Annotated in this window: 32 protein-coding genes; 14 read left to right on the plus strand and 18 right to left on the minus strand. The window is 59.6% G+C overall.

Features of this window, described 5'->3' with window-relative positions; genetic code table 11:
* Nucleotides 1-22: 22 nt before the first annotated feature.
* Nucleotides 23-2,989 carry an FAD-binding and (Fe-S)-binding domain-containing protein gene (locus BW974_RS18705; protein ID WP_076431803.1) on the minus strand — a complete coding sequence of 989 codons (2,967 nt, stop codon included), beginning with the start codon at nucleotides 2,987-2,989 and terminating at the stop codon, nucleotides 23-25.
* A 371-nt stretch (nucleotides 2,990-3,360) separates the two neighbouring features.
* On the opposite strand from BW974_RS18705, the gene BW974_RS18710 reads away from it, so the two are divergent.
* A complete protein-coding gene (locus BW974_RS18710) occupies nucleotides 3,361-3,660 on the plus strand; it encodes a PadR family transcriptional regulator (protein WP_049972199.1) in 300 nt (99 codons plus the stop codon).
* Here BW974_RS18710 and BW974_RS18715 read toward each other — a convergent pair.
* From BW974_RS18715 to BW974_RS18730, 4 genes are read right to left on the minus strand one after another with little or no spacing between them, the layout of a single operon-like run.
* The gene (locus tag BW974_RS18715) at nucleotides 3,657-4,304 is read right to left on the minus strand and encodes a hypothetical protein (protein WP_245800191.1); all 648 of its coding nucleotides are present in this window, start codon (nucleotides 4,302-4,304) and stop codon (nucleotides 3,657-3,659) included. The genes BW974_RS18710 and BW974_RS18715 overlap by 4 nt on opposite strands.
* Before the next feature lie 51 nt (nucleotides 4,305-4,355).
* Entirely contained in the window at nucleotides 4,356-4,745 is a 390-nt protein-coding gene (locus tag BW974_RS18720; protein WP_076432247.1) for a hypothetical protein, read from the minus strand.
* A 33-nt stretch (nucleotides 4,746-4,778) separates the two neighbouring features.
* On the minus strand, nucleotides 4,779-5,477 hold the full coding sequence (locus tag BW974_RS18725; RefSeq protein WP_076432250.1) for a DUF7530 family protein: 699 nt from the start codon (nucleotides 5,475-5,477) through the stop codon (nucleotides 4,779-4,781).
* A gap of 41 nt (nucleotides 5,478-5,518) precedes the next feature.
* Nucleotides 5,519-6,397: an NAD(P)H-binding protein gene (locus tag BW974_RS18730; RefSeq protein WP_076431805.1), complete on the minus strand. Its 879-nt coding sequence runs from the start codon at nucleotides 6,395-6,397 to the stop codon at nucleotides 5,519-5,521.
* 79 nt (nucleotides 6,398-6,476) lie between these two features.
* Between BW974_RS18730 and BW974_RS18735 the strand changes: the two genes are divergently transcribed.
* From BW974_RS18735 to BW974_RS18745, 3 genes are all read left to right on the plus strand, one after another.
* The gene (locus tag BW974_RS18735; protein ID WP_076431806.1) at nucleotides 6,477-6,956 is read left to right on the plus strand and encodes a DUF456 domain-containing protein; all 480 of its coding nucleotides are present in this window, start codon (nucleotides 6,477-6,479) and stop codon (nucleotides 6,954-6,956) included.
* A 54-nt stretch (nucleotides 6,957-7,010) separates the two neighbouring features.
* Nucleotides 7,011-7,574 carry a DUF192 domain-containing protein gene (locus BW974_RS18740; RefSeq protein WP_076431808.1) on the plus strand — a complete coding sequence of 188 codons (564 nt, stop codon included), beginning with the start codon at nucleotides 7,011-7,013 and terminating at the stop codon, nucleotides 7,572-7,574.
* Nucleotides 7,575-7,679: 105 nt separating this feature from the next.
* Entirely contained in the window at nucleotides 7,680-8,165 is a 486-nt protein-coding gene (locus BW974_RS18745; RefSeq protein ID WP_076431809.1) for a GNAT family N-acetyltransferase, read from the plus strand.
* Nucleotides 8,166-8,300: 135 nt separating this feature from the next.
* Here BW974_RS18745 and BW974_RS18750 read toward each other — a convergent pair whose 3' ends face one another.
* Together BW974_RS18750 and BW974_RS18755 are read right to left on the minus strand one after the other, a co-directional pair.
* Complete coding sequence (locus BW974_RS18750) at nucleotides 8,301-8,669, minus strand: hypothetical protein (RefSeq protein ID WP_076431811.1); 369 nt, start codon at nucleotides 8,667-8,669, stop codon at nucleotides 8,301-8,303.
* 70 nt (nucleotides 8,670-8,739) lie between these two features.
* Entirely contained in the window at nucleotides 8,740-9,306 is a 567-nt protein-coding gene (locus BW974_RS18755) for a HalX domain-containing protein (protein WP_076431812.1), read from the minus strand.
* 202 nt (nucleotides 9,307-9,508) lie between these two features.
* On the opposite strand from BW974_RS18755, the gene BW974_RS18760 reads away from it, so the two are divergent.
* Both BW974_RS18760 and BW974_RS18765 read left to right on the plus strand, forming a co-directional pair.
* Nucleotides 9,509-9,802, plus strand: coding sequence for a hypothetical protein (locus tag BW974_RS18760; RefSeq protein WP_076431814.1), 294 nt, complete (start codon nucleotides 9,509-9,511; stop codon nucleotides 9,800-9,802).
* Nucleotides 9,803-10,162: 360 nt separating this feature from the next.
* Nucleotides 10,163-10,453, plus strand: coding sequence for a hypothetical protein (locus tag BW974_RS18765; protein WP_076431815.1), 291 nt, complete (start codon nucleotides 10,163-10,165; stop codon nucleotides 10,451-10,453).
* 49 nt (nucleotides 10,454-10,502) lie between these two features.
* Here the strand turns inward: BW974_RS18765 and BW974_RS18770 are convergent, their stop codons facing one another.
* A complete protein-coding gene (locus BW974_RS18770) occupies nucleotides 10,503-10,748 on the minus strand; it encodes a hypothetical protein (RefSeq protein ID WP_245800192.1) in 246 nt (81 codons plus the stop codon).
* Nucleotides 10,749-10,798: 50 nt separating this feature from the next.
* Here BW974_RS18770 and dhaK point away from each other — a divergent pair, with 50 nt between their 5' ends.
* The 6 genes from dhaK (at nucleotide 10,799) to BW974_RS18800 (ending at nucleotide 15,678) form a co-directional block, all read left to right on the plus strand.
* Nucleotides 10,799-11,803: a dihydroxyacetone kinase subunit DhaK gene (dhaK, locus tag BW974_RS18775; RefSeq protein WP_076431817.1), complete on the plus strand. Its 1,005-nt coding sequence runs from the start codon at nucleotides 10,799-10,801 to the stop codon at nucleotides 11,801-11,803.
* 107 nt (nucleotides 11,804-11,910) lie between these two features.
* Complete coding sequence (locus tag BW974_RS18780; protein WP_076432252.1) at nucleotides 11,911-12,267, plus strand: hypothetical protein; 357 nt, start codon at nucleotides 11,911-11,913, stop codon at nucleotides 12,265-12,267.
* Nucleotides 12,268-12,398: 131 nt separating this feature from the next.
* Nucleotides 12,399-13,586: an MFS transporter gene (locus tag BW974_RS18785; RefSeq protein WP_076431818.1), complete on the plus strand. Its 1,188-nt coding sequence runs from the start codon at nucleotides 12,399-12,401 to the stop codon at nucleotides 13,584-13,586.
* Between the two features lie 100 nt (nucleotides 13,587-13,686).
* Nucleotides 13,687-14,448, plus strand: a complete 762-nt coding sequence (dhaL, locus tag BW974_RS18790) for a dihydroxyacetone kinase subunit DhaL (protein ID WP_076431820.1) — start codon at nucleotides 13,687-13,689, stop codon at nucleotides 14,446-14,448.
* Entirely contained in the window at nucleotides 14,449-14,826 is a 378-nt protein-coding gene (gene dhaM, locus BW974_RS18795) for a dihydroxyacetone kinase phosphoryl donor subunit DhaM (protein ID WP_076431822.1), read from the plus strand.
* Between the two features lie 60 nt (nucleotides 14,827-14,886).
* Complete coding sequence (locus BW974_RS18800; protein WP_076431824.1) at nucleotides 14,887-15,678, plus strand: alpha/beta fold hydrolase; 792 nt, start codon at nucleotides 14,887-14,889, stop codon at nucleotides 15,676-15,678.
* Between the two features lie 11 nt (nucleotides 15,679-15,689).
* Here the strand turns inward: BW974_RS18800 and ptsP are convergent, their stop codons facing one another.
* The 7 genes from ptsP to BW974_RS18835 all read right to left on the minus strand — a co-directional run bounded on the left by ptsP (nucleotide 15,690) and on the right by BW974_RS18835 (nucleotide 22,572).
* A complete protein-coding gene (ptsP, locus tag BW974_RS18805; RefSeq protein WP_076431826.1) occupies nucleotides 15,690-17,396 on the minus strand; it encodes a phosphoenolpyruvate--protein phosphotransferase in 1,707 nt (568 codons plus the stop codon).
* The gene (locus tag BW974_RS18810) at nucleotides 17,393-17,659 is read right to left on the minus strand and encodes an HPr family phosphocarrier protein (protein ID WP_076431828.1); all 267 of its coding nucleotides are present in this window, start codon (nucleotides 17,657-17,659) and stop codon (nucleotides 17,393-17,395) included. The genes ptsP and BW974_RS18810 overlap by 4 nt, the downstream gene beginning before the upstream one ends.
* Nucleotides 17,660-17,725: 66 nt before the next feature.
* Nucleotides 17,726-17,980, minus strand: a complete 255-nt coding sequence (locus tag BW974_RS18815; RefSeq protein ID WP_245800193.1) for a hypothetical protein — start codon at nucleotides 17,978-17,980, stop codon at nucleotides 17,726-17,728.
* Nucleotides 17,981-18,895 (minus strand): MIP/aquaporin family protein, encoded by a 915-nt coding sequence (locus tag BW974_RS18820; RefSeq protein WP_245800194.1) that lies wholly within the window; start codon nucleotides 18,893-18,895, stop codon nucleotides 17,981-17,983.
* Between the two features lies 1 nt (nucleotide 18,896).
* Entirely contained in the window at nucleotides 18,897-20,435 is a 1,539-nt protein-coding gene (gene glpK, locus BW974_RS18825) for a glycerol kinase GlpK (RefSeq protein ID WP_076432256.1), read from the minus strand.
* Between the two features lie 98 nt (nucleotides 20,436-20,533).
* A complete protein-coding gene (locus BW974_RS18830; RefSeq protein ID WP_076431832.1) occupies nucleotides 20,534-21,499 on the minus strand; it encodes an aldo/keto reductase in 966 nt (321 codons plus the stop codon).
* A gap of 86 nt (nucleotides 21,500-21,585) precedes the next feature.
* Nucleotides 21,586-22,572, minus strand: a complete 987-nt coding sequence (locus BW974_RS18835; RefSeq protein WP_245800195.1) for a lamin tail domain-containing protein — start codon at nucleotides 22,570-22,572, stop codon at nucleotides 21,586-21,588.
* A 93-nt stretch (nucleotides 22,573-22,665) separates the two neighbouring features.
* Between BW974_RS18835 and BW974_RS18840 the strand changes: the two genes are divergently transcribed.
* On the plus strand, nucleotides 22,666-22,896 hold the full coding sequence (locus BW974_RS18840) for a hypothetical protein (protein WP_076431836.1): 231 nt from the start codon (nucleotides 22,666-22,668) through the stop codon (nucleotides 22,894-22,896).
* 63 nt (nucleotides 22,897-22,959) lie between these two features.
* Here the strand turns inward: BW974_RS18840 and BW974_RS18845 are convergent, their stop codons facing one another.
* The 3 genes from BW974_RS18845 to BW974_RS18855 form a co-directional block, all read right to left on the minus strand.
* Nucleotides 22,960-23,373: a DoxX family protein gene (locus BW974_RS18845; protein WP_076431838.1), complete on the minus strand. Its 414-nt coding sequence runs from the start codon at nucleotides 23,371-23,373 to the stop codon at nucleotides 22,960-22,962.
* 106 nt (nucleotides 23,374-23,479) lie between these two features.
* On the minus strand, nucleotides 23,480-24,082 hold the full coding sequence (locus BW974_RS18850) for a thioredoxin family protein (protein ID WP_076432259.1): 603 nt from the start codon (nucleotides 24,080-24,082) through the stop codon (nucleotides 23,480-23,482).
* Between the two features lie 79 nt (nucleotides 24,083-24,161).
* Nucleotides 24,162-24,614, minus strand: coding sequence for a DUF4112 domain-containing protein (locus tag BW974_RS18855; RefSeq protein ID WP_076431840.1), 453 nt, complete (start codon nucleotides 24,612-24,614; stop codon nucleotides 24,162-24,164).
* Between the two features lie 98 nt (nucleotides 24,615-24,712).
* Between BW974_RS18855 and BW974_RS18860 the strand changes: the two genes are divergently transcribed.
* On the plus strand, nucleotides 24,713-26,494 hold the full coding sequence (locus tag BW974_RS18860; protein WP_076431842.1) for an acetate--CoA ligase: 1,782 nt from the start codon (nucleotides 24,713-24,715) through the stop codon (nucleotides 26,492-26,494).
* The last annotated feature ends 19 nt before the right edge of the window (nucleotides 26,495-26,513 follow it).

The raw sequence follows: 26,513 nt of genomic DNA on the forward strand, positions 1-26,513 counted from the left end.
AATAGTTACGGGCGCTAACGAGTCATGGTCGATGCAGTGCCGCCGCGACTTTTTCGATTGGGTGCGGCGGACGCTCACCACGGCCTTCGAGTTGTGTTCGACAGGACGCGCCGGGCGCGACGACGGTTTCGGCGTCGCTCGCTTCCACCTGTTCGAACAGGATTCTCCCGATTGCCTGCGAGAGGTCGTACTGCTCCGCGCGATAGCCGAAACTCCCCGCCATGCCACAGCATCCCGAATCGAGGGGGTCAACCTCGTATCCTGCTCTGCGGAGGACGCCGACGGCGTGATGGTCGCTTCGAATCGCTTTCTGGTTGCAGTGGCCGTGGTAGGCGAGCGATTCGTCAACCTCTCGAAACCGGATTCCGTCGTCCAGCCGTTTTTTGTCGATGAATTCACAGACGCCGAAGGTGTTCTCCGCGACTGTTTCGACCGCCGAATCAGAGAGTAAATCGCGGTATTCGTCCTGAAACATCACTGCGTCGGAGGGTTCCACGAAGACGACAGACCAGCCGTCTTCGACCCGGTTTTCGAGGGCCGAAACGTTCGTTTCGGCCCGGTCGAGCGCTCTGTCGAGGAAGCCTTCCGAATAGGCGGCGCGACCACTCGGCGCGAGATTGTCCGGGACTTGGACGTGAACCCCCGCCGCTTCGAGCACGCGAACCGCGGCTTTTCCGGGTTCCGGATAGCTGTAGTTGGTGAACGTGTCGGGGACGAACAACACTCGCTCGGTGGCGATTTCGGGCGAGATTCGCGGCCCCCGCGATTCGAACCAATCGGTGAACGTCTCGCGGGTGAATCGCGGCAAATCGCGCTCCGCGGCGATTCCAAGGGTCTTTTCGGCGAGCAATCCGGCACCCGGCAGTTTCGTCGCCCAGTTCGAAACCGGCGCGAGCGCGCTTCCAAGAGCGGACGCGCGCTCCGCCTCGGCGAAGAACTTGTCGCGGAAACTCGCCCCCTGTTTTCGGTGGCTGGCGTGTTTCACCTCGGCTTTCAGTTTTGCGAGGTCTACCCCGGTCGGACAATCTCGGGCACAGCCCTTACAACCCAAACAGAGGTCTAACACTTCCTCCTGAAATCTGTCGGTGTACAACTCTTCGGTCGGAATCTCGCCGCTGATGGCGGCCCGGAGGAGGTTCGCCCGCCCGCGCGTGGTCGTCATCTCGTCCTTCATCCCGCGGTAAGAGGGGCACATCGTCTCGCTTCCGGTTTGTCGGCAGGTGCCACAGCCATTGCACAGTTCGACGAGATGCGAGAAGCCACCTTCCTCCGAGAAGTCTTGAACCGTTCGCGGTTCGATGGAGGCGTATTCTGGGCCGTATCGGAGATTTTGGCGCATGTCTGCCTCGTCATCCTGAAAGACGACCTTCCCCGGATTCAGCCGCCAATCGGAGTCGAACGCGGTTTTGAGTCGCTTGAACGCGTTCCACAGTTGCGGCCCGTACAGTTTCGGATTGAACTCGGTTCGGGCGAGGCCGTCGCCGTGTTCGCCCGAAAAGGCTCCGTGGTGGGTGAGGACGAGCGACGTAACGTCCTCCGCGATGGAGTGCATCGTTTCGATGCCGTCCTCGTCCTTCAGGTTTAGAATCGGTCGAATGTGGAGCGTCCCGCTTCCGGCGTGGGCGAAGTACGCCGCCGTGGTATCGTGGTCGTCCAGAATCGCCATGAACTCGCGGACGTACTCCGCCAACTCTTCGGGCGGCACCGAGGCGTCTTCGATGAAGGGGTAGGGTTTCGGGTCGCCGTCCATGCTCATCAGGAGCGGAATCGCGGCTTTGCGGAGCTTCCAGAGGCGCGCTTGGTCGCCGTCCGAGTAGGCTTCCAGCACGTCGAAGGCGTCTCCTGCGTGGACGAAATGAGCGTTCGTCTCTGCGATGGCCTCCTCGAAATCCGAGTGCAGTTCGGAGTCGAACTCAAGCATCAGCGCGGCTTCTGCGTTCTCCGGAATTGGTTCGGCGTACTCCGCAAATTCGGTCGATTCGCGGGCCAGCCGAAACACCTCGTCGTCCATCAACTCGACCGCACTGACATCGAAATCGAGGGCGTCGGGAACCGCCGACAGCGCCGAAACCAAATCGTCGTAGCAGTAGAGTGCGAGCGCGGTTTCCTCGGGCCGGGTCACCAAATCCAGCGTCGCGCGGACGACGACGCCCAAGGTTCCTTCCGCTCCAACGAACAGTTTCGAGAGGTTGATGTACGTCTCGCCGTCGCGCTCGTACACGACTTTGTGGAGATTGTAGCCGCTGACCGAGCGTTGCAGGGTGGGATAGCGCGATTCGATTTCGTCTTCGTTTTCCGAAACCAGTTTTCGGACGATTCGATACAGTTCGGCTTCCTTCCCGCCGCTTTCGATGATTTCGTCCCACTCCTCGCTATCTACCCTGATTTCGCGAGTGCGGATGAGCGACCCGTCGGCCAGTACCACCTCCAGTTCCGCGGTGTAGGCGTCGGTGATGCCGTATCGAACGGAATGCGCGCCGGTCGAGTTGTTGCCGATGCCGCCGCCGATTGTCGCCCGGTTCGAGGAAGCGGGGTCGGGCGCGAACTTCAGCCCCCACCGTTGGAGGTGGTCGTCCAAATCGTCCTGCACGACGCCAGGTTCGACGGTTGCGCGTTTCGAATCCGGGTCAACGTCGAGAATTTCGCTCATCTCGCGCGAAAAGTCGAGAACGACACACCCCGGCCCGACCGACTGCCCTGCAAGCGACGAACCGGCACCGCGCGGAAGAATCGGCGTGTCGAACTCCGCGGCGATTCGAACCGCCGCCTGTACGTCCTCGATGCAGGTCGGAAAAACGACGCCGACGGGTCGGGCTTGGTAGATACTCCCGTCGGTGGCGTAGAGTATCTGCGTGTACTCGTCGAAGCGAACGTCGCCATCGACAGCAGAGCGGAGGTCTGACGCGAGTTCGGGGCGGGCGTCTGCGGGGTCGTGGCCGAGCGACTCTCTGTGCGTTTCGAAGTCGGGATTTTCGTCCCGTGTTGCCATGGTAGACAAAACCATACATGGCAACATAAATCCGATGCAGATTCCGAGGACAAAAGTATAAGAAAGTATACTTGACTGTTCCCGGAGTGGTTTTTACCGGTTCGCCCGTTCTGTCGGTGTCGGACAGTCGTAGTCGTGGTGTCACCGGACGACGCAATCCAAATTTCGCGTGGTTTCCACGCGAGATGTGACGGTCGGGAAACTATCTTCGCAGTTTGGATAGAGCGGGAAAACATCGTTTGGACAACAATTTTGGCCGCCAGAGAAGACGGGAGAATCGGGCGTATAAATCGCAAGCAAGCGGTCTGGTGCACTTTGTTTGGCCATCACTCTTTTGTCTATTGCATGAATCTGTAGTATTAGGGAGAACCATGCACGACCTGACTGGTTTCCAGCGAGACTTGCTGTACGTCATCGCTGGACTAGACGAACCTCACGGACTCGCCATCAAAGAAGAACTCGAAGCCTACTACGAGAAAGAGATTCATCACGGGCGACTGTACCCGAATCTCGACTCGCTCGTCGATAAAGGACTGGTGGAGAAAGGCCAGCGCGACCGCCGAACGAACTACTACACGCTCACCCGCCGTGGCGCGCGAGAAATCGAAGCGCGCCGGGAGTGGGAAGAACAGTACGTCGGCGAAGACGTGTCCCAAACGCAGACCGTTTAAGGGGACAGCGCGGTGCCGAGAACGGCGGCGTTTAGCGCTCTCACGTTGCCGAACACCGGATTTGCCTCGTCGAGCACGTAGCTATCGCCGGACGCTTCGAGTATGCCGAGATTCGCGAGTCGTTCGACGTGCATCCACACCGATTTTCTGGACAACCCAATGAGTTCGTGGAGGTCGTCCTGTGTAATTTTTTCGTCCATATCCATGGAGAGCAGTGCGTCCAACATCAGGCGAACCGCCTCCGGACTCGCGATGTCGCGGAATCCGTCTTCCGCACCGTGTTCGTCCGCGGTGACGCGCAGACGCTCGGCAGTCTGCGCGACGACGCTTTCCGCGTTTGGGCGGTAGGCGTCGTCCTCTTCCCGAAATACGCCGAGCGCGACGAGGTCGTCCAAGCTCTGTTCGACGGTTTCCTCGCTCTGGTCGAGTTCGTGCGCGAGTTCCTCTGCCTCCCACTCGCCCCCAGTCGCGGCGGCGAGGCGAACCAGTTCGCGGGTGGCACTGTCGCGGGTCAAAAAGAGCCATCCGGAAGGATACGCGAGTCGTGCCTCTCGAATGCCGTCTTCGTCTGCGAGTTCCCACATCTCGTCTCGGTTGTGGGCAGTGCGGAGAGTCCAATCGTGGGCGTCTGCGTGAAGCGCCATTGGTTTTCATCTGTACGTAAAGGTATTTAATGTTGTACTCCTGCACCTGCGTCAGGTCGGTGTCGATTCGCACGAAACCGTCCACGAAAGCCCTGAACAGTCGGAAAGCCGGTGGTACATAGCCAGCAGGCCGGACGAGCGCGTGTCGGGAAGCACGTGCAGTTCGACCGATTCGTACCTCACGACGACGCGAAACGTCGTATCTCGGTCGTGATCACGGACGAGATACATCGGTACCGGCAGGTCGAACCAGTCGCCGTAGGTGTACGGGTCTTCCTCTAACACGTCCTGTACGAATGCGGTCAGACGTTCCTCAGAGCACTCCGACCCCGGCGACAGGCGAAAGATAGTCTCCCCCTCGTAGCGGACGCCACCGCCGCGCGGATACGTCCGTTGCGGGCGGTGCGGAATCGAAAACGATGGGTCGCTATCGTCTACCATCTTCACGAAATATGCCGTCATCAGTTAAATAGTTCAGCCACGGGTGCGAACGAAAACCGCACCACCGGAGACGAACAGCACCGCAACGACGTGTCCGACGAGGGCGAAGACGAGCAGGTCGTAGCCCCACACGAACGGAACGAGAACGAGTTGGAGCAGGGAGAATCCGATAACGAGCGCATCGACTTCTCGAAGTCGGGCGCGAGTTTCGCTGTCAGTCGGATGTCGAACTGCGACCCAGAACCCAGTGACGCTGGTCCACCACGCGGTTCCGATTCGGTAGCAGACGTCCCAAAGGACGAGCAGGGTGAGAAACACTGCCGGAATCGGTGGTTCGGTTCCGAGCACCGATTCGAGCAGTGAGGTCCCACCCTGCCGCGGATTGTAGACGAACAGGTAGGTGACCAGTCCGACGTAGGACAGCAGGCCGAGAACGACCTCGATGCTCGACCCGAACAGCAGTTTCCGGTAGACTCTCGGCGTCGTCAGCGTTCGAATCCGCCGCGCAATCGCGAGCATCAGCGCGCTTCCGGCGGTGGCCACGACGACTGCCGCAGTCCCAGCGAGGAAGCCACCCCAGAGGTCGTAGCGCCACGCGAGGAGTAAGAGTAGTCCTTCGAACAGGACGAACTGAACGGTCAACGCGAGCCAATCTGGAAGCGTCACGCCCGGAATCGCGTCCACGATGCTCTCGTACGTCCACTGGTACGGCCCGCGCTCCGCTTGACTCATCCCGTCCGCCGGGTTCGTCTGCTCCATCCGATTCGTCCGGCTCATTCGACTGCCTGCCGGACTGCGTCCTCAAACGGCGTTAGTTCGACCGGAATCGCAGAGCGAATCCGGTTGTCTTCGACCACGGTGCGCGTTTTCAGGCCGAGGATGAGCGGATGGGCAACATCCTTCGGCACGTCCGTCACGAGGTCAACCCAGTAGGCGGACAGCTTCGGTGTCAGGACGGGTACCGGAACCATCGTCGCTTTCTTGTCGATGATTTCGCCCGTCGTCAGCACCATCTCGCCGTAAGTCAGCACGTCTGGGCCGCCGATTTCGAACGTTTCACCGGCCGTTTCGGGATTGGCGAGCACGCCGACGAGGTACGCGACGACATCGTCGATGGCGATTGGTTGACACTCGGTTCTGACCCACTGTGGCGTAATCATCAGCGGGAGACGCTCCGCCAACTGCTGGACGATTCGAAAACTCACGCTATCGTCCCCGATGATGATGGCCGCCCGAAGGACGGTGAGGTCGTAGTCACCGTTTGCGAGGATGTGCTCGACTTCGCGCCGTGATTTGAGATGGTCGGAGAGCGTCGCTCGCTCGCCACCGAGGCCGCTGAGGTAGACGACGCGCGAAACGTCCGTTCCGCGCGCCGCGTTCGCGAAGTTTCTCGCCGCGTTGCGGTCTTGCTGCATGAAATCGCCACTTTCGCCCATCGAATGGACGAGGTAGTACGCGGCGTCGATTCCTTCGAAAATTCCGTCGAGACTGTCTCGGTCGTTCAAATCCCCCTCCACCACCGAAACCCCCTCCGGCGGGTCGTAGGACGAGGCGTCACGAACCAATGCAGTCACGTCGTTTCCCGCTGCGAGGAGTTCGGGCACGAGGTGGCGGCCGACGAATCCGGTCGCTCCCGCGACGAGTACCGTCATTGTTCATAGTGGGTTCGCTATCGTTCAAAAGCTATCGGGCAACCCGTGAGGTTATGACTTGGGAGTGTAATATTTTCGTATGGATTGGCTCTTCGTCGTCGCCGTTGCGCTCCTCCTCGCTGGCGTCCTCGGAAGCGTCCTGCCGCTTCTCCCGGCGGTTCCGCTGTCGCTCGCCGGAATCTACGTTTACTGGTGGGGAACGGGTTTTTCCGAGCCCGGCCTCCTGTTCGTCGTCGGAGCGACGATTGTCGGTGTCATCGCCTTCGTCGGAGAGCATACCGCGAGCGCCGTTTCGGCCAAAGCGAGTGGCGGGTCGCTCTGGAGCGCGCTCGCCGCAGGTGTCGTGGGAGTGGCCGCACTCCTGACTACCGGTCCAGTTGGGATGATACTCGGCGTCGCGCTCGCCACGTTCGCAGTCGAGTTTTACCGGACGAAGGACGCGAAAAAAGGCGCGAAAACCGCAACCTACGCGGTGGCGGGACTGCTCGCGTCGGCGGTGTTCCAGCTGCTCGTCACGGGGTCGTTGCTCGTCGGATTCGTCGTCGCAGTGTTGGTTTGAGGCCGATTTTAGTGATTGACCACGTTTTTGTCGATTGGTCACGTTTCTGTGGATATGCGCGTAACTCCCGCCCTGCTGGTCGCCTTCCTCGTCGTCTGCTCCGGTTGTATGGGCCTCGGAATAAACTCGGATGGGTCGGTGCAGTCTCCCGACCAATCCGGTGACCAGTCGGCGACGGCAGGGACAGCGACGCAGGAAACGACCAACGTGGAGGAGAACGTCTCCGCGGCGTTCGTCACGAACGGCGAGCGAACGAACGTGACGCTGGAAGTGGCAAATTCGCCGGACGAGCGCTCGCAGGGATTGATGCATCGTGAGTCTCTGCCGGAAAATCACGGCATGGTGTTCGTCTTCGATGAAGCACAACCACAGACGTTCTGGATGAAAAATACGCTTCTCCCGCTCGACATCATCTTCATTTCAGCGGATGGCACCGTCATCAACGTCGAACAGGCCGACCCGCAACCGAATGCGAGCGATTTGGAACTCAAACAGTATTCGAGCGACGAACCCGCAAAATACGTGGTCGAAATGCGCCAAGGATTCGCAAATCGGAAGGGTATCGAATCGGGAACGAAGTTCGTCTTCGATGGGGAGCGTCCGACGACCGAAAACTGAGCTATCGAACTGTCTGCTGAAAGCAGGATTTACTTTCTTCAACCTAGCTGGTGATTCAGAACTGTTACCCCGGCGCATGGCGTACAGAAGGCGGAGATGAATGGAATGGAGATTCGACCCGCGAACGAGGGGGATTTCGGCGCGATTCGGCGAATCGCACACCGAGCATGGGACGAAGCCTACGACGACATTCTGGACGAAGACACCATCACGGAAACCGTTTCGTCGTGGTACTCGAACGAATCGCTTTCAGACGCGCTCGATAAGCCCGGAACGGCGTTTCTGGTTGCAGTCACGGACGACGAACTCGTCGGGTTCTGTCACGCCGTGTTCTACGAGGACGAAGGCGACGTACTCAGACTCTACGTGGACCCGGACGACTGGGGGAACGGCGTCGGAACCGCGTTACACGAACGACTCCGCGAAAATTTCCACGATTTCAACACGAAACGGATGAACGCGATGGTGCTCGCGGACAACGACATCGGCAACGAGTTCTACCAACGAATGGGATTCGAAAAAACCGACGAGGCGTCGGTCAAACTCGGCGGCAGGGAGTACGCCGAGAACGTCTACACCTACGCATTCTAAGCGACGCACGACGAATCGAGAACACAAAGCATATACATCATCACCGACAAATCGCTGATACCTCGGGTAGGGGTACACGAGGTTTTCTTTCGGACTACACGGCCAGCGACTGCTCTGCTCTTGCCCGACTGACAACTACTGTTCCGACCAGTCGTCTTCGAACAGTTGGTACGCGCTCGCGAGATTGAACAACAGACCACGCTTTTTTGCTCCGTCGTCGAGCGCCTGTGCCGTCGCGTGAACGATTTGCGAGTACTGTATCGTCGCTTCACTAACCTCCGCGTGGTCGGAACCGAACTCTTCCTCGGTGAACGCGGCACGAATCGCGGCGCGTTGATACCGCTCGACCAGTTCGAACAACTGCCAGTACTCCATTCCGTCACGCCGAGCGTCTACCATCGCGGAGAGCAGACGGCGTTCGAATCGCGACGCCGGAGATTTCGGTAGTTCATCGTCGCCCATCCCCAGCGCGGTCAGAATGTCGTCCGTGTCATCCACACCCATGTTCGAAAACTGTGAGGTCACTTCCTTTATTATTTTGGGTGGATGGCTCCCAATCGGTCAGCAAAAAGGACTACGTGAGGTCTTGGAACGCACCGACGAAATCGTCGTGGTTGGAGAGCGTTTCTCGTGCGTCATCGACGGAGTTACGGAGCGTTTCGACCTTCGATTCGAGTCTTCGATATTCGTCGTTGTCGGCGAGTTCCTCTTCGCTTTTCTCGGTTTCGAGCACTGCCTTCTTCGAAACCAAAGAAAAGTATTTCTGCATTTGGTCGTCGTATTCGACGCGCGTGAGCATGCCCTCGACGGTCGTGTAGAGGTCGTCTTTGGAAACCGGTTTGACGAGATAGTCGTCGAATCCCATCTCGATGATGTCGAAATCCGGTTTGACCGCGGTGACCATCACGACGCGGGAACGCAAATCGCGGTTGCGGAGTTCTGCGAGCACTTCGTCGCCGGACAGACCGGGCATTCTGCGGTCGAGGAGAACGACGTTCACCTCGTTGTCGAGTAGGTTTAGCGCCTCGTGGCCTTCGTAAGCCCGTCGAACATCGAAGGAATCCTCTAGCCACGTCGCATAGAGGTCCGTTACGTCTTTCTCGTCATCAACGACGAGAATCGTTGGTTCATCAGCAGCCATAGTTGATCTCGGGTGTCCAAGTTTTTCCAGCGGGAGCAGTTTGTTAATGAATCATTCGCCATAGCATCTTTATATCTTGTGGTTACGGAATCCGAGAATAGCTAAATATATTTTGTCGCTTGTGTATATTCTATACGAATACACCTCATCGAAATAAATAACTAGTTCGGGTTCGAAGTGGGGGACGGAATGTCGAAAACCAGTGGTCGTTTTTGCCGGATGTTCCGGCAGTAACACAACCCCCGAAGAACGATTCGAACGACTTCTCGAACTGCCACCGAGTGCGAAACTCGTCTACCGGGTTCTCCAGGAGAACGCACCCCAGACCCAGCGACAGGTGCGCGAAGAGGCACTCCTGCCCGCCCGGACGACGCGGGATGCACTGACGAAACTCAAACAACAGGAACTCGTCGCGGAACGACTGTACGTTCCCGACGCGCGAAAACGCCTCTACGCGCCACTTCCGACGACTCGGCCTGACGACGCGACTGAGTAGCGATTTGCTTCGTTCGAAGCAAACCGCTCAAGCAGAGTGTTACACCTCGCTTGTCGTGCGGTTCAGCGTTCTCGAACGGTGACTGTTCATATTTCCTGTAATCGCACAAAACAGCGACCGGAAACAGTATCGTAACAACTGCCGTTCCACGTCGACTTCGCGCGAGAAACGAAAACGCACCGTGTCGGTGCGCAACCTGACTGGGCCTCGGTGACTCGCGCCAACCGCCACCCACCGAAAAGTGTACACAACTACCACTATTCGTCATTCGGCTTTACTGTGCAAGTGATTTATCTATGACGAGCATCGGTTCCGCCGACCGCTTCATAATCAGTCGTCGCGTGTACTGTGACTAGCACAATGCCGTCGGACGAACAACCGTGGTTGCGAAAGCGACGACCGCGCATCGACCCATCGGCCCATCGGACGGAACACGACCAGTCGAGCCAGTGCGCTCAACTGCAGGCTGAACTGGAAACGCTTCGACAGCGTCTCGCCGAAACGGAGGCCAGATTGGCATCGCTCGAAGCGGAGTGTGAACGTCGAGAACGACTCGTCAGGGCGTGTTCGATGTGCGGGCGCGTCAGCACCCGCCCGGGACCGAGAGCACTCTGTCCGTACTGTGAGCACGGAACGCTTCATCAAGTATAAGCGTGAACTCCCGCCGACGGTGGGAGTTCGCCGCGCAACAGAGGGATTCCTATCGCGTCCCAGAAAGACCGCTGACGTTCTGTTGGAGTCGAATCGTCGCCGTCAGCAAGAATGCACCGATCATCACGACGAAGACGCTTTCGATGCTCCGAATCACGAACGACTCCACTCCGAGAAGAACGCCCAAATCCGTGAGGCCGAGCAGCCCGGAGCAGACGAGCACCGGAAGCAGATGTCTGCGGAACGTATCGCCCGAAATTTTTCGAACTACTGACTCGAACGGCGGACTTCTCATCAAATTTGAGGAAACCGTTATGCGCCAACAGGTGGTTGCTAGCATGAGACATGAAAAAACTCATCAACGATCCATCCGCCGTGGTTGACGAGATGCTGGACGGAATGCTTTCCGCGCACCCGGACGAACTTCGGCGACTGCCGGACACGAACGTCCTCGTCCGAAAGGATGCTCCCGTTTCGGACAAGGTCGCGGTGGTCAGCGGCGGCGGAAGCGGCCACGAACCGACCCACGCCGGATACCTCGGGCCGGGAATGCTGGACGGGGCGGCGGCAGGCGAGATGTTCACCTCGCCGACCGCCGACGAAATCAGCGAGATGATTCAGGCCTGCGATTCCGGGAAAGGCGTCCTGAACGTCGTGAAAAACTACGAAGGCGACGTGATGAACTTCGAAACCGCGGGCGAGTTGGCCGAGATGGAATCCGACGTGGAGGTCGCCGAAGTCGTCGTCAACGACGACGTGGCGGTCGAAGATTCGCTGTACACCTCGGGACGGCGCGGCGTCTGCGGCACGATTCTGGTTCACAAAGTCGCGGGCGCGATGGCCGACAGCGGCGAGGATTTGGACGAGGTACGGCGCGTCGCGGAGAAAGTAATCGACAACGTGGCGACGATGGGAACTGCCCTGACTTCCTGTATCACGCCCGAAAAAGGTGAACCGACCTTCGACCTCGGGGAGAACGAAATCGAACTGGGCATCGGCATCCACGGCGAACCCGGCGTCGAGCGCGTCGAAATGATGTCCGCGGACGAGATTACGGAACGACTGACCGAACAGGTGTTGGACGACCTATCCCCCGATTCCGGAGCGGAAGTCCTCACCATCGTCAACGGAATGGGCGGCACGCCGCTTTCGGAACTGTACATCGTGAACCGCAAACTACAGTCGCTGATGGACGACCACGACCTGACGACGTGGGATGCGTGGGTCGGCGACTACATGACCTCCCTCGATATGCAGGGCTGTTCCGTGACCGTGCTGGTGTTGGATGACGAACTGAAGGAACTGTTGTCACATCCGGCGGAAACGCCAGCGTTGACGGTTCAGCAGTAGCTTCCGACGCGATTTTTCAGTATCGGTTCTCCAGTCACCAGATGTCAATTCCCGCTCATTCGAGGCAAACCCTGACAAGCGCACTGCACGTAGTCGAGTCGAACGAGATGACACGGACGCTAACGCTTCCGAACGGGGACGATGTCGCCGAGGGCGACATCATCCTTTACAACGGATACCCATACCGCGTCAAATTCGTGGACGGGGACGAGTACGAGTTCGAACTGTCGCCGCTGTACTGGGGAAACGGTGGGATGGACATCCCATTCACCGACCGAGAAGCCCTCGTTGACCAGTGGGAAGCCGACTCGCGAGGCACCCTGACGAGCAGTGAGTGGCGACAGTGGTTGCAGGAGGCCCGTCACGACTCGCATTTCTCCGACGCAGAACTCGATGAAATCGCCCGTGAACTTCGAATAAACGAGAACCTGCTAGAACGCCTTCGTCGCGTATTCCGTCGGTGACCCATACGGCGAATGAACTGGTCGGCCGCCCGAACCAGAGTACGCTCGTAGTGCTCAAATCGGAGAACCGATACCGGAACAACCAACCGGACTCGGTATTCTTACCACGTGCAGTTACCGACGTTTAAACGATGGGAACCGAGTCACAGTCGGTACGTGCCTCGAAAAGTTGGCAATCGGTCGCGACAGTCGTGGGGTGGCAGACAGCCGCGAGTTTCTGTTACTACACCATTTTCGCCGCGACCGGCTTTCTCCGCGATGCGTTTTCGCTCTCGGAAACACTCGTCGGCGTCTTCCTCACAGCGGCGTTGCTCGGATATACGCTCATGCTGTTTCCGAGCGGCGCCGCCGTCGACGGGTTCGGCGAAAAATACACGATGGTAGTCGGACTCCTCGCCCTCGCTATCGCAGCCGTTGGCGTCTCGCTCGCACCGTCCTATGGTCTCCTCCTGGGCGCTGGCGGAATACTGGGTGTCGCCTATTCGACGGCGATGCCGGCCTCAAATCGCGCCATCGTCGCCAGTTCACCCGACGGACGACGAGGTCTCGCGATGGGGTTGAAACAGGTCGGGGTCACTGCGGGTAGCGGGGCAGCGTCGCTCGTCGTTACGGGCGTCGCTACCATCGCCGCGTGGCAGGTCGGATTCTGGGTTGTCGCGGCTCTGGCGGGAGGGTATGTGCTCGTCTTCGTCGCCCTGTACGATGGGTCGCAGGGGAGTGGTGAGTTCTCGTTGCCAAATCTCTCTCGGCTCCGTAGAAACCGGGCTTATAAAGTTCTCGTCGTGGCTGGTCTCTTCGTCGGTGCGTCGATTTTTTCGATGTTAGGCTACACCGTCCTCTATGTGCAAGATGCCGTCGGTGCGAGTGCCGCCGCTGGCGGTATCGTGCTCGCAGTGACGCAAGTGGCGGGGAGCGTCGGCCGAGTCGGTGCGGGAAATATTGCAGACCGTCTGGGCGGCGCGAAGGGTGCGGCCACCGTCGCTCTCGGGCAGATACTACTTGCAGTCGTTCTCTTCGCGGTTCTCGCTGTCGGTGACTGGTCGCTCCCAGTCACCATTCTCCTCTTCATTGGTCTGGGCATCTCGATTCACGGGTCGACTGGCGTGTTTTACTCGTGTCTTTCGGAACTCGTCGATGCCGACGACATCGGCGGCGCGACTGCTGGCGGGCAGACGGCAATCAATATCGGTGGACTGGTCGCGCCGCCACTGTTCGGCCTACTGGTCGAGACGAGTGGCTACGGCTTCGGCTGGGGGTTGCTCGTCGGCATGACGCTCGTGGCGACCGTGTTGTTCGTGGAAGTTCGACGGCAGACGTGAGTCCGCGACGACACCGTCAGTATCAGTCAGCCGTCGGGAAGTCGCTGACGGAATGGGGGAGAAATCTTTACCCCTCCCGCCGCGTGCTACCACATCATAGATGGGAACCACCGAGCAAGAAGCAGTCCGCGCGGCAGTCGAACGCGTCGCAGACCGGATGGCCGATGAAAAGGAGTACCTGACCGACCTCGATTCGGCCATCGGCGACGCAGACCACGGAGCGAACATGAACCGCGGCTTTCGGGCGGTTCACGAAAAAGTCGAGGGGATGAACGACGCGCCGCCGGCCGAACTCGTCAAGACGGTCGGGATAACGCTCGTCTCCGAAGTCGGCGGGGCCGCGGGGCCGCTGTACGGCGGGTCGTTCATGACTGCCAGTGCGGAACTCGAAGACGGAGTCACGGCTGAATCGAGCGTGGCGTTCGCCGAGGCGTTTCTGGAGAAAGTGAAAGACCGAGGTGACGCTCCGGTCGGCGCGAAAACGATGGTCGATGCAATTACGCCCGCGGTTCACACCTACAAGAAATCTATCGAGGAAGACGACCTCGAACCGGTGGAAGCGCTGATGAAAGCGGTTGACGCCTGCGAACGCGGTGTGAACTTCACGACGCCGATTCGGGCGACGAAAGGGAGAGCTTCCTATTTGGGTTGGCGCTCCGTCGGTCACCAAGACCCCGGGGCGACGAGCACTCTGTTCATCGTCGAGGCGATTCGGGAAACTGCGGTCGAGTATCTGGGCGACGGCGACCTCGAACCGGACGCCACCTCGCCGACCGTGCCGGACGAAGCGCCCGCGGAAGCGAAGGACGATGAGGAAGCGAGAGGAGCGGAGGAGAAAAACGAAACACAGGAGGACTCATAGATGGTCGGACTCGTCGTCGTTTCACACAGCGAGCGCGCCGCCGAGGGAATCCGAGAAATCGCCGCTGAAATGGCTGGCGACACACAAATCGAAGCAGTCGGTGGCGACGGAGACGGCGGAATCGGAACCAGCGCGACGGACATTCAGGACGCCCTCGACTCGGTTTCGGACGGGGAAGCAGTCGTGCTGGTCGACCTCGGAAGCGCAGTGATGAACGCCGAACTCGCCATCGAGATGTCGGACAGCGACGCGAAAATCGCGGATGCGCCGGTTTTGGAGGGCGCGGTAAACGCCGCCGTTTCCGCGACCAGTCCGAAAGCGACGCTCGATTCGGTGTTGGAATCTGCGGAGGAAGCGGGGGAGATTTCGAAGGTGTAACCATCCGACGCCGAACTGACATCCTCTATGTTTTATTTCACGTAGTATAATTGAGTCCGTATGAATATTCCGGAGGACTGGACGGCGGACACCGTTCGTGCGAATGGAGTCGAGTTGCAGTACTACCGAACCGGCGACGGCCCGCCGCTGGTCATGGCACACGGGTTTTACGACAACGGACGATGCTGGGAACCGCTCGCAGAAGACCTGTCGAATGACTACGAACTGGTGATGTACGATGCCCGCGGTCACGGTCGGTCGGACGCTCCTGAATCGGGCTATGCCATCGAAGACCGCGTCGCTGACCTCGTGGGCGTCGTGGAAGGACTCTCGCTCGAAAATCCACTGCTGTTGGGACATTCAATGGGAGGTTCGACCGTAGCGTGGACGGCCGCAACCCACCCTGACTTCCCCCGTGCTATCGTCCTCGAAGACCCCGTCGGAATGCTCGAAATTCCCGACCGAACGCCCGACGAGTGGGAAACCGTCGTCCACGACAACCTCGAAAGATGGGGCAACAAGTCTGTGGCCGAGTTGACGGACGAGTACGCTGACGAACGACCGAAGTTGGCACGACGTATCGCAGTCGCACGGAACGAATGTAGTCCGCAGATAGCTAAAATTCCTCGCGAAGGGTATCCACGTTCGACGGCGGCATTCGAGAAAATCGGGTGTCCGACGCTGGTGTTGAGAGGTGATGTAGACCCCGAAAAACGGGTGGCGGATCTCGACACTGCCGACGAGTTGGCCGATGGCCGACTCGTTCACGTTGCTGGTGCCGGTCACTGTGTCTTTCGTGACCGGTACGATGCCGCATACAGAGAATTACGCACGTTTCTTCAGCGAATATAGCGTTATTCGGACTATTCTCCCGATTCGTTCGTGTCTCCCGATAGCAGGCGACGGATTTCGGTTCTCGTTTCAGCTTCGAGAACGCGCTCCGAACGTTCTCGCGCGTCCTCGCTGTCGGTTTTCTCAACGTTCGATTTCACCTCCGGAATCGTCACGGCGCTCATACTCAACTCGTCCAATCCAAGGCCGACGAGCAGTTCCGTCAAATCCGGATCACCAGCCATCTCGCCGCACATACCGACCCACGCGCCGCCGTCGTGCCCCGCGGAAACAGTCCGGCGAATCGCCCGCAAAACCGGCGGATGAAGCGGGTCGTGCAGGTCTGCGACCTGTTCGTTTTCGCGGGACACTGCCATCACGTACTGTGTGAGGTCGTTGGTTCCGATGCTGAGGAAATCGACCCTCTCGGCGAGCGACGCTGCCATGAACACCGACCCCGGCGTCTCTATCATCACGCCGAGTTCCGGAATTTCGTAATCGATTCCATCCTCGTCCAACGCTTCTGCGACCTGCTCGACGCGGGCGAGCGCTGAATCGAGTTCTTCGACGTGGGAGACGAGCGGGAACATCACGGCGAGGTTTCCCTCTGTCCCGGCGCGGAGCAGGGCACGGAGTTGCGTTTCGAACAGGTCGGCGTCGGTTCCGAGCGAGCGCCGAATCCCCCGCTCGCCCAAAAACGGGTTGTCCTCGTTTGGCGTGTCGAGGTACGGAATCGGTTTGTCGCCCCCGATGTCGAGGGTTCGGACGATGACCCGTTCGTCCGGGAAGGTGGACAATGCCTCGACGTAGGCCTCGTACTGTTCGTCTTCGTCCGGAGGTGATTCGCGGTCGAGGAACAGAAATTCGGTTCGAAAGAGACCGATGCCGTCTGCGCCCGCTTCGTCCGCCGGGTCGAGTTCGGCGAGGGTTCCGACGTTCGACGCGACTTCGATTTCGCTCCCGTCTTGGGTCGTTACGTGGTCTGTGATGATTTCGGACTCTTCCTCGGTCGCGCGCTCTCGGGCGGAGTCGTCCGGGTCGATGACGACGAGGCCGTCCGTTCCATCGACCAGCACAGGTCGCCCCTCGGCGACCTGTGCCAGTTCGTCGCCGACGCCGACCACGGCGGGAATCCCGAGCGACCGGGCGAAAATCGCGGCGTGCGAGGTTCGTCCGCCGAAAACCGTAGCGAATCCGGCGACTGTTTCGGGGTCGAGTTGCGCCGTATCGCTCGGCCCGAGTCGTTCCGCGAGGAGGATTGTGTCGTCGGGCAGGTCGCTGAGGTCGGTGCGGTCTCGGTCGGTTAGAATCCGCAAGAGTCGGTCGCGAACGTCTCGAAGGTCGTCCGCTCGTTCGGCTGTTCGACCCTCCAACCCTTCAAATTTCGCGATAGGGTCTTCGAACGCCTGTCGAACAGCGTGGGGTGCCGGAATCCCGTTTTCGATGGCGGTTTCGACGCCTCCGCTAATCGCGGGGTCGTCGAGAAACGCCTTGTGCGCGTCGAAAATTTCTGCTTCGTCGTCGCCGACGCGCTCGCGCGCTCGCTCGCGCTCGGCGTCTAGTTCCTCGTGGGCGCGTTCGCACGCCGATTCGAACCGTTCCAGTTCGGCGTCAGTATCGACGGTTTTCGGGTCTGGGAGGTCGGACAAATCCACCTTTCCGCGATACCAAATCACGTGTCCGAATCCGGTTCGGGGCGTCACGCCGACCCCCGATAGTTCGACGGACTCGGCGCTCACGACTCGCCCTCCGGCGTCGTGAGAACGTCTTCCAGTGCGTCGAGAGCCGATTCCGCGTCCTCTCCCTCGGCGACGAGGTTCACCTCGTCGCCCTGCCGAGCGTCGAGGGTCGTGACGGAAATCATGCTCCCTGCGTTTACCGGGCCGTTTTCCTCGGTGGCGACCGTAATCTCGGCGTCGAACTCGTTCGCGGTGGTGACGAACTTCGCCGCGGGTCGAGCGTGGAGTCCGTCTTCTGGGACGATGGTTACTGTTCGCTCCATGTGGTCTGCTGTGGGTTGAACGGGAACCCGCTTCAGGTTATCGCCGGTTCGATATTCCGGCTTCGACTACTCACCTTTCCAGCGTTTCAGTCCCCACTGTGCTCGCGTGTAGCCGAGCGCGAACAGCACCGTTCCGACCAGCATGAGCGACCCGCCCAGCATCGGGCTTTGAACCGGCGCACTCGGGTCGGAGATGGCAACCAGCACCATTCCGGTTATGAGGACGATAAGTCCGGTAAGCGTTATCGGGTCGAAAAACACCAGTCGAAGGTAGTCGCCGGTAGACCCTTTCGACTTGTCGGAATCGGACACGGTTGACACCTAACTCCCTCCCGCCGGTCGTTCTTGTTCTTCGTCGTGAACTGCCGGTTCTTCGGGCTCGATGTCCTGTTCTTCGAGTTGCTTGACGTACCGCCGTGTCAGCAGGTCGTACAGACCACCGCCGATGATGCCGCCGACGGTCGTAGACGTGGCCGGGAGCCACCACCCGCCGCGCGGGCCGGGGAAGGCGATTTCACCCCATCCGGCGAGATAGCCGAAAATTCGCGGGCCGAGGTCGCGGGCGGGATTCAACGCGGCCATGCTGACTGGCGCTTCGTACTGCACCAGCGCTGCGACGAGCAATCCGATGAGGGCCGCCGCGATACCGGGTGTCGCTCGCGTTCCCATCGGGTTCCAGTCGTCCACGAGCGCGAAGATAACGCCAACCAGAATAGCCGTGATGACCACTTCGCTGAAGAACGCTTGCGGGAATGAGACGAGAAACGCCGCTTCCTCAAGCGTCTGGAAATCGCCGATTTTCACGCCCGCAAATGCCGGGTTCGGGAAGAACGTCCAAAGCGTCATGCCCGTGATGGAACTGCCCGGTTCGCCACGAACCACGTTGTTCGCCTGACTGAACTGCTGGTAGTAGCCAGACCACGTCACGAACAACGTCGCTGCGGCTAAAAACGCCCCGACGATTTGCGAGGCGACGTAGCCCGGAACGTGTTTCCACGGAAAGTCGCGCCAGACGGCGTTCGCAATCGTCACCGCCGGGTTGATGTGACCCTCCGAAACGCCGCCGACCCAGTAGACCGCGAACATCACCGCGAATCCCCACAGCACGGCGACGCCGAACAGGTCGAACCCGCCCGTCAGTACTGAGACGACGACTGCACCGTCGCCGAGCAGAATGAGAATGAAGGTTCCGACGAGTTCGTTGATGTATTTCGCTCGCCAGTACTCTTCTGCCATCTCATCCACCTCCTTCCTGCGCCCAGTCGAGAGAACGCTCCACGGCATCGACCCAGCGCTCGTGTTTCCTGTCCGCTTCCTCGCTCGCCATCGAGGCTTCGAACTCGCGGTCAACCTGCCAGTTGTCCCGAAGGTCGTCCACCGAATCCCAGTAGCCAACCGCGAGTCCGGCGGCGTAGGCCGACCCGAGCGCCGTCGTCTCGTCTACGACCGGGCGAACGATGTCCGCCCCCAAAATGTCGGCTTGGAGTTGACAGAGGAAGTTGTTCTTCACCGCGCCGCCATCGACTTTCAGCGATTCGACTTCGATACCGCTGTCGGCCTCCATCGCGTCGGCCACGTCGCGCGTCTGGTACGCGATGCTTTCGAGCGTGGCCCGAACGATGTGTTCTTTCCGGGTTCCGCGAGTCATCCCGACGACGATTCCGCGAGCGCGCTGGTTCCAGTGTGGTGCGCCCAGTCCAGTGAATGCGGGCACCATGTACACCCCATCCGTCGAATCGACGCTTCTAGCCATCGACTCGGTTTCCGCCGCGTCGTCGATGAATCCGACATCGACCAGCCATTCGATTGCCGCGCCCGTGACGAAAATCGAGCCTTCGAGCGCGTACTGTACCGGTTGTCCGGAACGCTGGAAGCCGACCGTCGTGAGCAAGCCGTGCTCGCTCTCGACTGCTTCCTCGCCCGTGTTGAGCAGGAAGAAACTGCCCGTCCCGTAGGTGTTTTTCGCGTCCCCTTCATCGAAGCAGGTCTGCCCGAACAGGGCGGCCTGCTGGTCGCCGAAGGCACCCGCGACGGGCACTTCCGCACCGAGGAATCCCTCCGAATCGGTCGAACCATACGTCTCGTCGTCGCTGGATGGCCGAACCTCCGGAAGCATCTCTCTCGGAACGTCGAACTCCTCGCAGAGTTCGGCGTCCCAGTCCATCTCGTGGATGTCGAACAGCATCGTCCGCGAGGCGTTCGTCACGTCCGTGATGTGTTCGCCCGTCAGGTTGTAAATCAGCCACGAGTCGATGGTGCCGAACAGGATTTCGCCCTCCTCCGCCCGTTCACGGATGTCCTGCGGCCGGGCGCGCTGGAGTTTTATCGGGTCGGCGTTGTCCAGCAACCACTCGGCTTTCGTCGCCGAGAAGTAGGCGTCCGGTTCGAGGCCGGTTTTCGACCGAACCATCTCGACTTTGTCCTCGTCCTCGATTTGCTCCACTCGGTCCGTGGTTCGGCGGTCTTGCCAAACGATGGCATTGTGTACCGGTCTCCCCGAATCTTTGTCCCACAACAGCGTCGTCTCACGCTGGTTCGTGATGCCGATTGCCTCCAACTGGTCAGCGGAAACGGTGGCGTCGGAAAGCGCAGTCGTGACTACATTTTGTGTGTTCTCCCAGATTTCGAGCGGGTCGTGTTCGACCCATCCCGGTTCCGGATAGTTCTGTTCGTGCTTCTCGTAGGCGCTGGCGACGACCCGACCGTCGTGGTCGAACAGCATGAACCGCGTGCCGGTCGTTCCTTGGTCTATCGCGCCGACGTATGTGTCCGTCATTGTTCCCCCATTCAGTGTGCCGGTTTCTCCCCCACCCCGCACACCTCGTCAAACACACGGCACGAAGAATAATTAGTTTTCCCACCGATTTCGCCGGATTAGCTCGCGTCGGCGATTCGGTCGTACTGTTCCGCCGAAAGCTCAATATCGGCGGCACCGACGTTTTCTTCCAACTGCTCCGTCGTTCGTGCCCCGACGATTGGAATGCAGGAAAAGTCGCGCTGTTGAATGAGCCATCGAAGTGAAACCTGTGCGGGTGTCGCATCGAGGTCGTCCGCGATGGATTGAATTTCGTCCAACACCTGCCAGCCGTCTTCCGACATGTAATAATCCTCGAATCGGTCGGTTAGGTCGCCACGAGAGCCTTCCGGAACCTCGCCGTCGCGCTCGTATTTTCCGGTCAGGAACCCGCCCGCCAGTGGAGAATACGGGCAGACCGCGATGTCTTGGTCGGCACAGACATCGAGATAGTCCTGTACGTCACCACCCGCTGCGGCGTGGTACATCGGTTGGGTAACGTCGAACCGCGCCACATCGTTCACGTCGCTCTCCCAGAGCGCCTTGGTCAACTGCCACGCCGCCATCGAACTGGCGCCCAAATAGTTCACCTTTCCGTCCTCCACGAGGCCGTTCAGGGTCGAAAGCGTCTCCTCGATTGGCGTTTCCTCGTCCCAGCGGTGGATGTAGTACAAATCGAGATAGTCGGTTCCGAGTCGGTCGAGCGTTTCTTGAATCTGCTTTCGAATGTGTTTGCGCGAGAGGCCGCGTCCGTTCGGGTTGTCGCTGTCGAACGAGAAGTAGACTTTCGAGGCGATGACGAAGTCCTCGCGGTCGTAGTCCGCGAGCCAATCGCCTATCCACTCCTCGCTGGTTCCGTTCGGGTCGCCGTAGACATTTGCCGTGTCGATGAAATTAATGCCGTTCTCCCACGCCGTATCGAGCAAATCGTGGGCTGTCTTGCGGTCGGTTTCGACCGTGCCGTTGGATTCCTTGGCGAATCGCCACGTACCGAAACAGAGTTCCGAGACTTTCGTACCGGTTGCACCGAGTGTTCTGTACTCCATGCACGGGAGTCGTCGGGAAGGGAGGTAAAAGTCGGGAAAGCGGTGAGATGCGGAGTCTGCGTTCTCCGGCTTTTTGACTGTCGCGTTTACCCTGAATATTCCTCCCGAAGCACCACGTCACCACTCTCATTCCGGACGATAATCGTATCCCCGCCGTTGTTCCAAACCGCACTATCAGACCCCCAGTACAGTTCCGCCGCCGAATCCGACCCACTCCCGGTGTAGAGCGTGACGGTCGCGCCCGATTCCAGCGAAATGCCGGACGGAACGCGGTAGGTGTGGCCGGAGTCGTCCGAAATCGACCACCCGGAAATGTCGAGTGCGTCGGTTCCGCCGTTTCGCAGGACGATGTACTCGTCGTTCAGATTCTCGTGGTCGTTCCCCTCGGCATCGGCGTGAATCTGGGCGATGGTGAAGTCGGTTTTGCCACCCGTGTTTTCCGTAGTTCGAGAACTACCAGAACCATCTCGGCACTCCCACAACCCGACGTTTCCCTGCTGAGCCTCCGATTCAGCAGAGTAGAATCGCTCGCGCTGTTCGAACTCGCTGTCGTAGACGCGGGCGTAGCCCTGCTTTACCAACTGATAGTTGAACGACTTCCCGTCGTCGTGGATGTACACCAGCAGTCGGTCGTACCTATCACGCGGGCCTTCGTTCGGGTCGAAAGAAATCGTCACCTGTTCGTCCGCGAGTTCGCTTCGAGCGAACTCACTCGCTTTGTGGCCCCAATCGCGCAGGCATGTCGCTCCGGATTCGTCGTTCGAGACGCCTTCGAACTCTTCGGGGTCGTTTGCGGTGTGCACCTCGGGCGTGTCCACGCCGAGCAGTCGGGCCGTCTCCTGTGTTCCGTTTCGGTATTCGAACTCCACCGTGTCGCCGTCTACGATTCTCGTGATTGTGACAGTCCACGCTTCGCCTGTTGTTTCTCCGGCAATCGTTTCTCCGGCGCCCGCTTCGTCCGTTTCGTCTGCGGGAGTGTTCGTCTGCGTCGTCGGAGACGGTACAGACGAACAGCCTGCGAGGACGACTGCCGAGACGACTACCAAGACCAGAAGCGACGACTTGACAGACACGATGTTGAAACGGTGCTGTTCCCGATTAAATCTATGTCTTCGTGCGTTTTTCCCCGAGAATCATTTATCTGATTGCACGGCGTTACTGCTTCTATGCGTTCCATTCGCATCGAGCGCGCCATCAGTCGCGCTCGTCACGCCGCAATCGGCGGGGCAATCGGTGGTGGACTCGGCGGACTAATCAACAGCAGAGCGGCGAGCACCGGCGGTGCCATCGGCGCGTTCGTCGGCGCAGTAATCGGGGAGAAACGTCCGGTCGCACGCGCCAAATTCGAAATCGCCAAAGAACGAGGGCAACAGCGCGTCGAACGAGTTCGGCGGTAGACCGCCGAACTCGGTGGGCAAGGTTGCTGAAAGACGCCGTTAGAGGCTCTGAGAGTCGAAAATTCAGTTCTTTTTCTCGCCGATACCGAGGAACGCGAGTGCCGCACCCGCGAGCGCGACGTTTTTCAGGAAGTGATTTTTCTCGTTCTGGCGCTCTTGGCCGTCGTGGCTCCAGAAGTCGTGTATCGTCGGGGTGACGCCCGCGAAGAACGCGACGATAGAACTGGCCGCGAGGGCGGGGAAGCGCCAGATGCTGATACCGACCCCGCCGAGAAGTAGCAGTCCGTGCGAGGAGACGACCGACTCTTCCGGCATCGGGATTCCCTTCGATTCGGCGTACGCAGTTTGGGCTTCGATATTCCGAAGCCCGGAGATTGCAGTGAACACGATAACGCCGCCGTACAGCAGTCTGGCGACCCTGAACGCGGTCGATTTTGAAACGTCATTCTCGGATGTGTCGTCAGTTGCTTCGCACATACTCACACGGAGTACACAAACCCAGTTATAAACGATGGCTGCATGATTCGGTTACGCTCGTGTCCCTTGCAGACACAGGTGTTACCGCGATTTTCCCCGTGAGAGATTACTTCCACTTGATGGAACAGCCGCGCGAGGGCAGGAACTCCAACGCCACGTCCTCGCCCGCCAGCACGGACTCGATTGCGTCGTGGATGTGGAACTCGGTGGGTTCGTCGTCCGGATTGAGTGCGTCGTCCAATCGTCCGTGATAGGCGAGGGTGAACTCGTCGTCTCGCGGCTCGTCACCGCTCGACCGTTCCGAGGCGCGTTGCGCCTCGTGCCCTTCGTTACGAAGGAGGAACGGGTCGGGCGTACAGACCGCGCCGTAGGCCTTGGCCACTTCCTGCGTCTCGTCGTGAAGGTAGGCGTCGTACTGAATTTCACCGTCCTCGACCCACTCCTGCATGGCTTCGAAGGAGTCGTCCGGATACTCCTCGGCGTCGTTCGAATTCACGCCGACGACGGCCACATCGCCGTACTCCGCCGCGATGTCGTTCAGCAGGTCGAACTTTGCCTGCGCGTAGGGACAGTGATTGCAGGTGAACACCAGCAGGACTGCCTCGTACTCCGCAAAATCGCCGAGGGTGTAGGTTTCCTCGTCGGTGCCGCGAAGTTCGAAGTTCGGCACCGGGTCGTCGCGCTCGATTTCGGCCTCGGACTCTTTCATCACCATGTCAAGGGATTGCTCACCGAGCCTAAAAATACGTTTTCCCCGGTTCGGCCTTTTTCACCGACTTCGAACGCGATTATTCGACTTCGATTTCGACGACGTCGTCCCTGTTTTCGAACCCGTCGCCCCACGGTTCCTCGGCGAGGTCGGAAAGCACCAGTTCGAGGTTGCGCTTGTTCGCCTTCCACACCGCGTCCACGATGCCGCCAACTATCGGAATCGTCCCGCCGACCACGTCGATTGCGATGTTCGCAATCATTCGTAGCAACGTGGTGAACGAGACGCCCAACCACGCCGCTTCGACGACGATGTACAGCGAGAGTCCGGCGCTGATGACGTCGCCGACCCCCGGAAGCGCGCCGAGAATCGGGTCGATTCCGACGCGGAAGTCGGTTCCGGGGACGCGAACGAGGTCGTCGAACACTCTCGCGACGGTTCGCATCCGCTCGATTGCGGCCCGGTTGACCGTCTCCGGCAGTTCGCCGTCGAAGTCGAACTCGTCCGCTAAATCGTCTCTGTCGGTGTTCATGCTGGTTACTGTTTCCGAGATACAATAAATCCGGTGGCGGATACGTTTCGAATCTCACGACACACGAACTTATACGAGATGCTCCGAAACATAGTGGCATGACTTGGCATCTCGCACCCGATTTTCTCTCCTACGAGGACGCCAAAAACGAGTTCTCGTGGGACACTATCCCCGACGACTACAACATCGCTTACGACTTGCTTCGGAAACACGACGATTTGGACGCCACCGCGCTGGAACAGTATTATCTCGACGGTCGGCACGAAACCTACTCCTTTCGCGATTTGGACGTTCGCTCGAATCGACTGGCCAACGGTCTGTCCGACCTCGGCGTGGGACGAGGCGACAGAGTTGCCGTCGTGGTTCCACAGAAACCGGCGAATCCCCTGACCCATCTCGCCTGCTGGAAACTCGGTGCAATTTCGCTCCCGCTTTCGATTCTGTTCGGCGAGGATTCCCTACGCTATCGACTGAACGACAGCGGGGCTAAAGTCGTCGTCGTGGATTCGTCCGTCCGAGCAACGCTCGATACGGTTCGGGAGGACTGCCCGGACTTGGAACACGTCATCGAAGTCGATAGGAGCGATTCCGTTGCCGACGGAATCGCTCCCGAGGGCGGGGATGAAAACCACAGCAACGATAGCAACCACAACAACGATAGCAACGACAGCTACGATTTCGATGAGTTTTGCACAGACCGGTCAGAATCGTTCGGCATCGCGGAAACGACCCCCGACACGCCCGCCATCATCATCTACACCAGCGGTTCGACCGGCCCGCCGAAAGGCGTCCTGCACACTCACGACCTCTGGCTTGGCCACTGTCCGGCGTTTCATATGTACTTCGAGCGAACTGGTAAAACCGTGGAATCTGGCGACTCTGTTGAATCGGCGGAATCGGCAGAATTGGCTGAATCGTCGGGTTCGCCCGCCGATTCGGTGTACTGGACGCCCGCGGATTGGGCGTGGATTGGGGCGCTGGGCGATGTGCTGTTTCCGGCGTGGCACTACGGCGAAACCGTCGTCGGCTGTCCGATGGGCGGCTTCGACGCCGAAACCGCCTACGAACTGCTGGAGCAGTTTTCGGTCACCGACACGTTCCTCCCGCCCACTGCGATTCGAATGATGATGGGCGTCGAGAATCCCACGGAAACGTACGAGTTGTCGCTCCGAAACATCTGTTCGGGCGGCGAACCGCTCACTCCCGAAATCATCGACTGGGCCGCAACGGAACTAGACGGCGTCTCGGTCAACGAACTGTACGGCCAAACCGAGGCGAACCTCCTCGTCGCCAACTGTGGTGATTGGTTCCCGGTTCGCGCCGGAAGCATGGGAAAGCCCGTTCCGGGCCACGAAATCGCCATCATCGACCCGATTTCCGGCGAGGAGAAGGCCATCGGCGACGTGGGGATGATTGCTGTCAAGCGCGAAGACGACCCAATCGTTTTCGAGGAGTACTGGAATCAAGCCGAAAAAACGGGGGCGGTGACCCTCGATGGCTGGCATCTCACCGGCGACCTCGGCTCCCGCGATTCGGACGGCTACTTCTGGTTCAAATCACGTGACGACGACGTAATCATCACGAGCGGGTACCGAGTCGGGCCGGGCGAAGTCGAAAGCGCAATTCTGGAACATCCGGACGTGGAACAGGTCGGCGTCGTCGGCGTTCCGGACGACACCCGCGGCGAAATCGTCGCAGCGTTCGTGCAACCCGCTTCGACCCGAGACGGGGACGACGCCTTCCGGGAGGAAATCCGAACGCTAGTGCGCGACAAACTGGCCAAATACGAGTATCCCCGAAAAATCGAGTTCGTCGCCGAACTCCCGCAAACGACGACCGGCAAGATTCAGCGGCGCAAACTCCGGGAGTCCGACGAGTAGTGTGTAGACTTCACGTCAG

Origin of the sequence: Haladaptatus litoreus, assembly GCF_900156425.1 — an archaeon.
Classification (GTDB): Archaea; Halobacteriota; Halobacteria; order Halobacteriales; family Haladaptataceae; genus Haladaptatus; species Haladaptatus litoreus.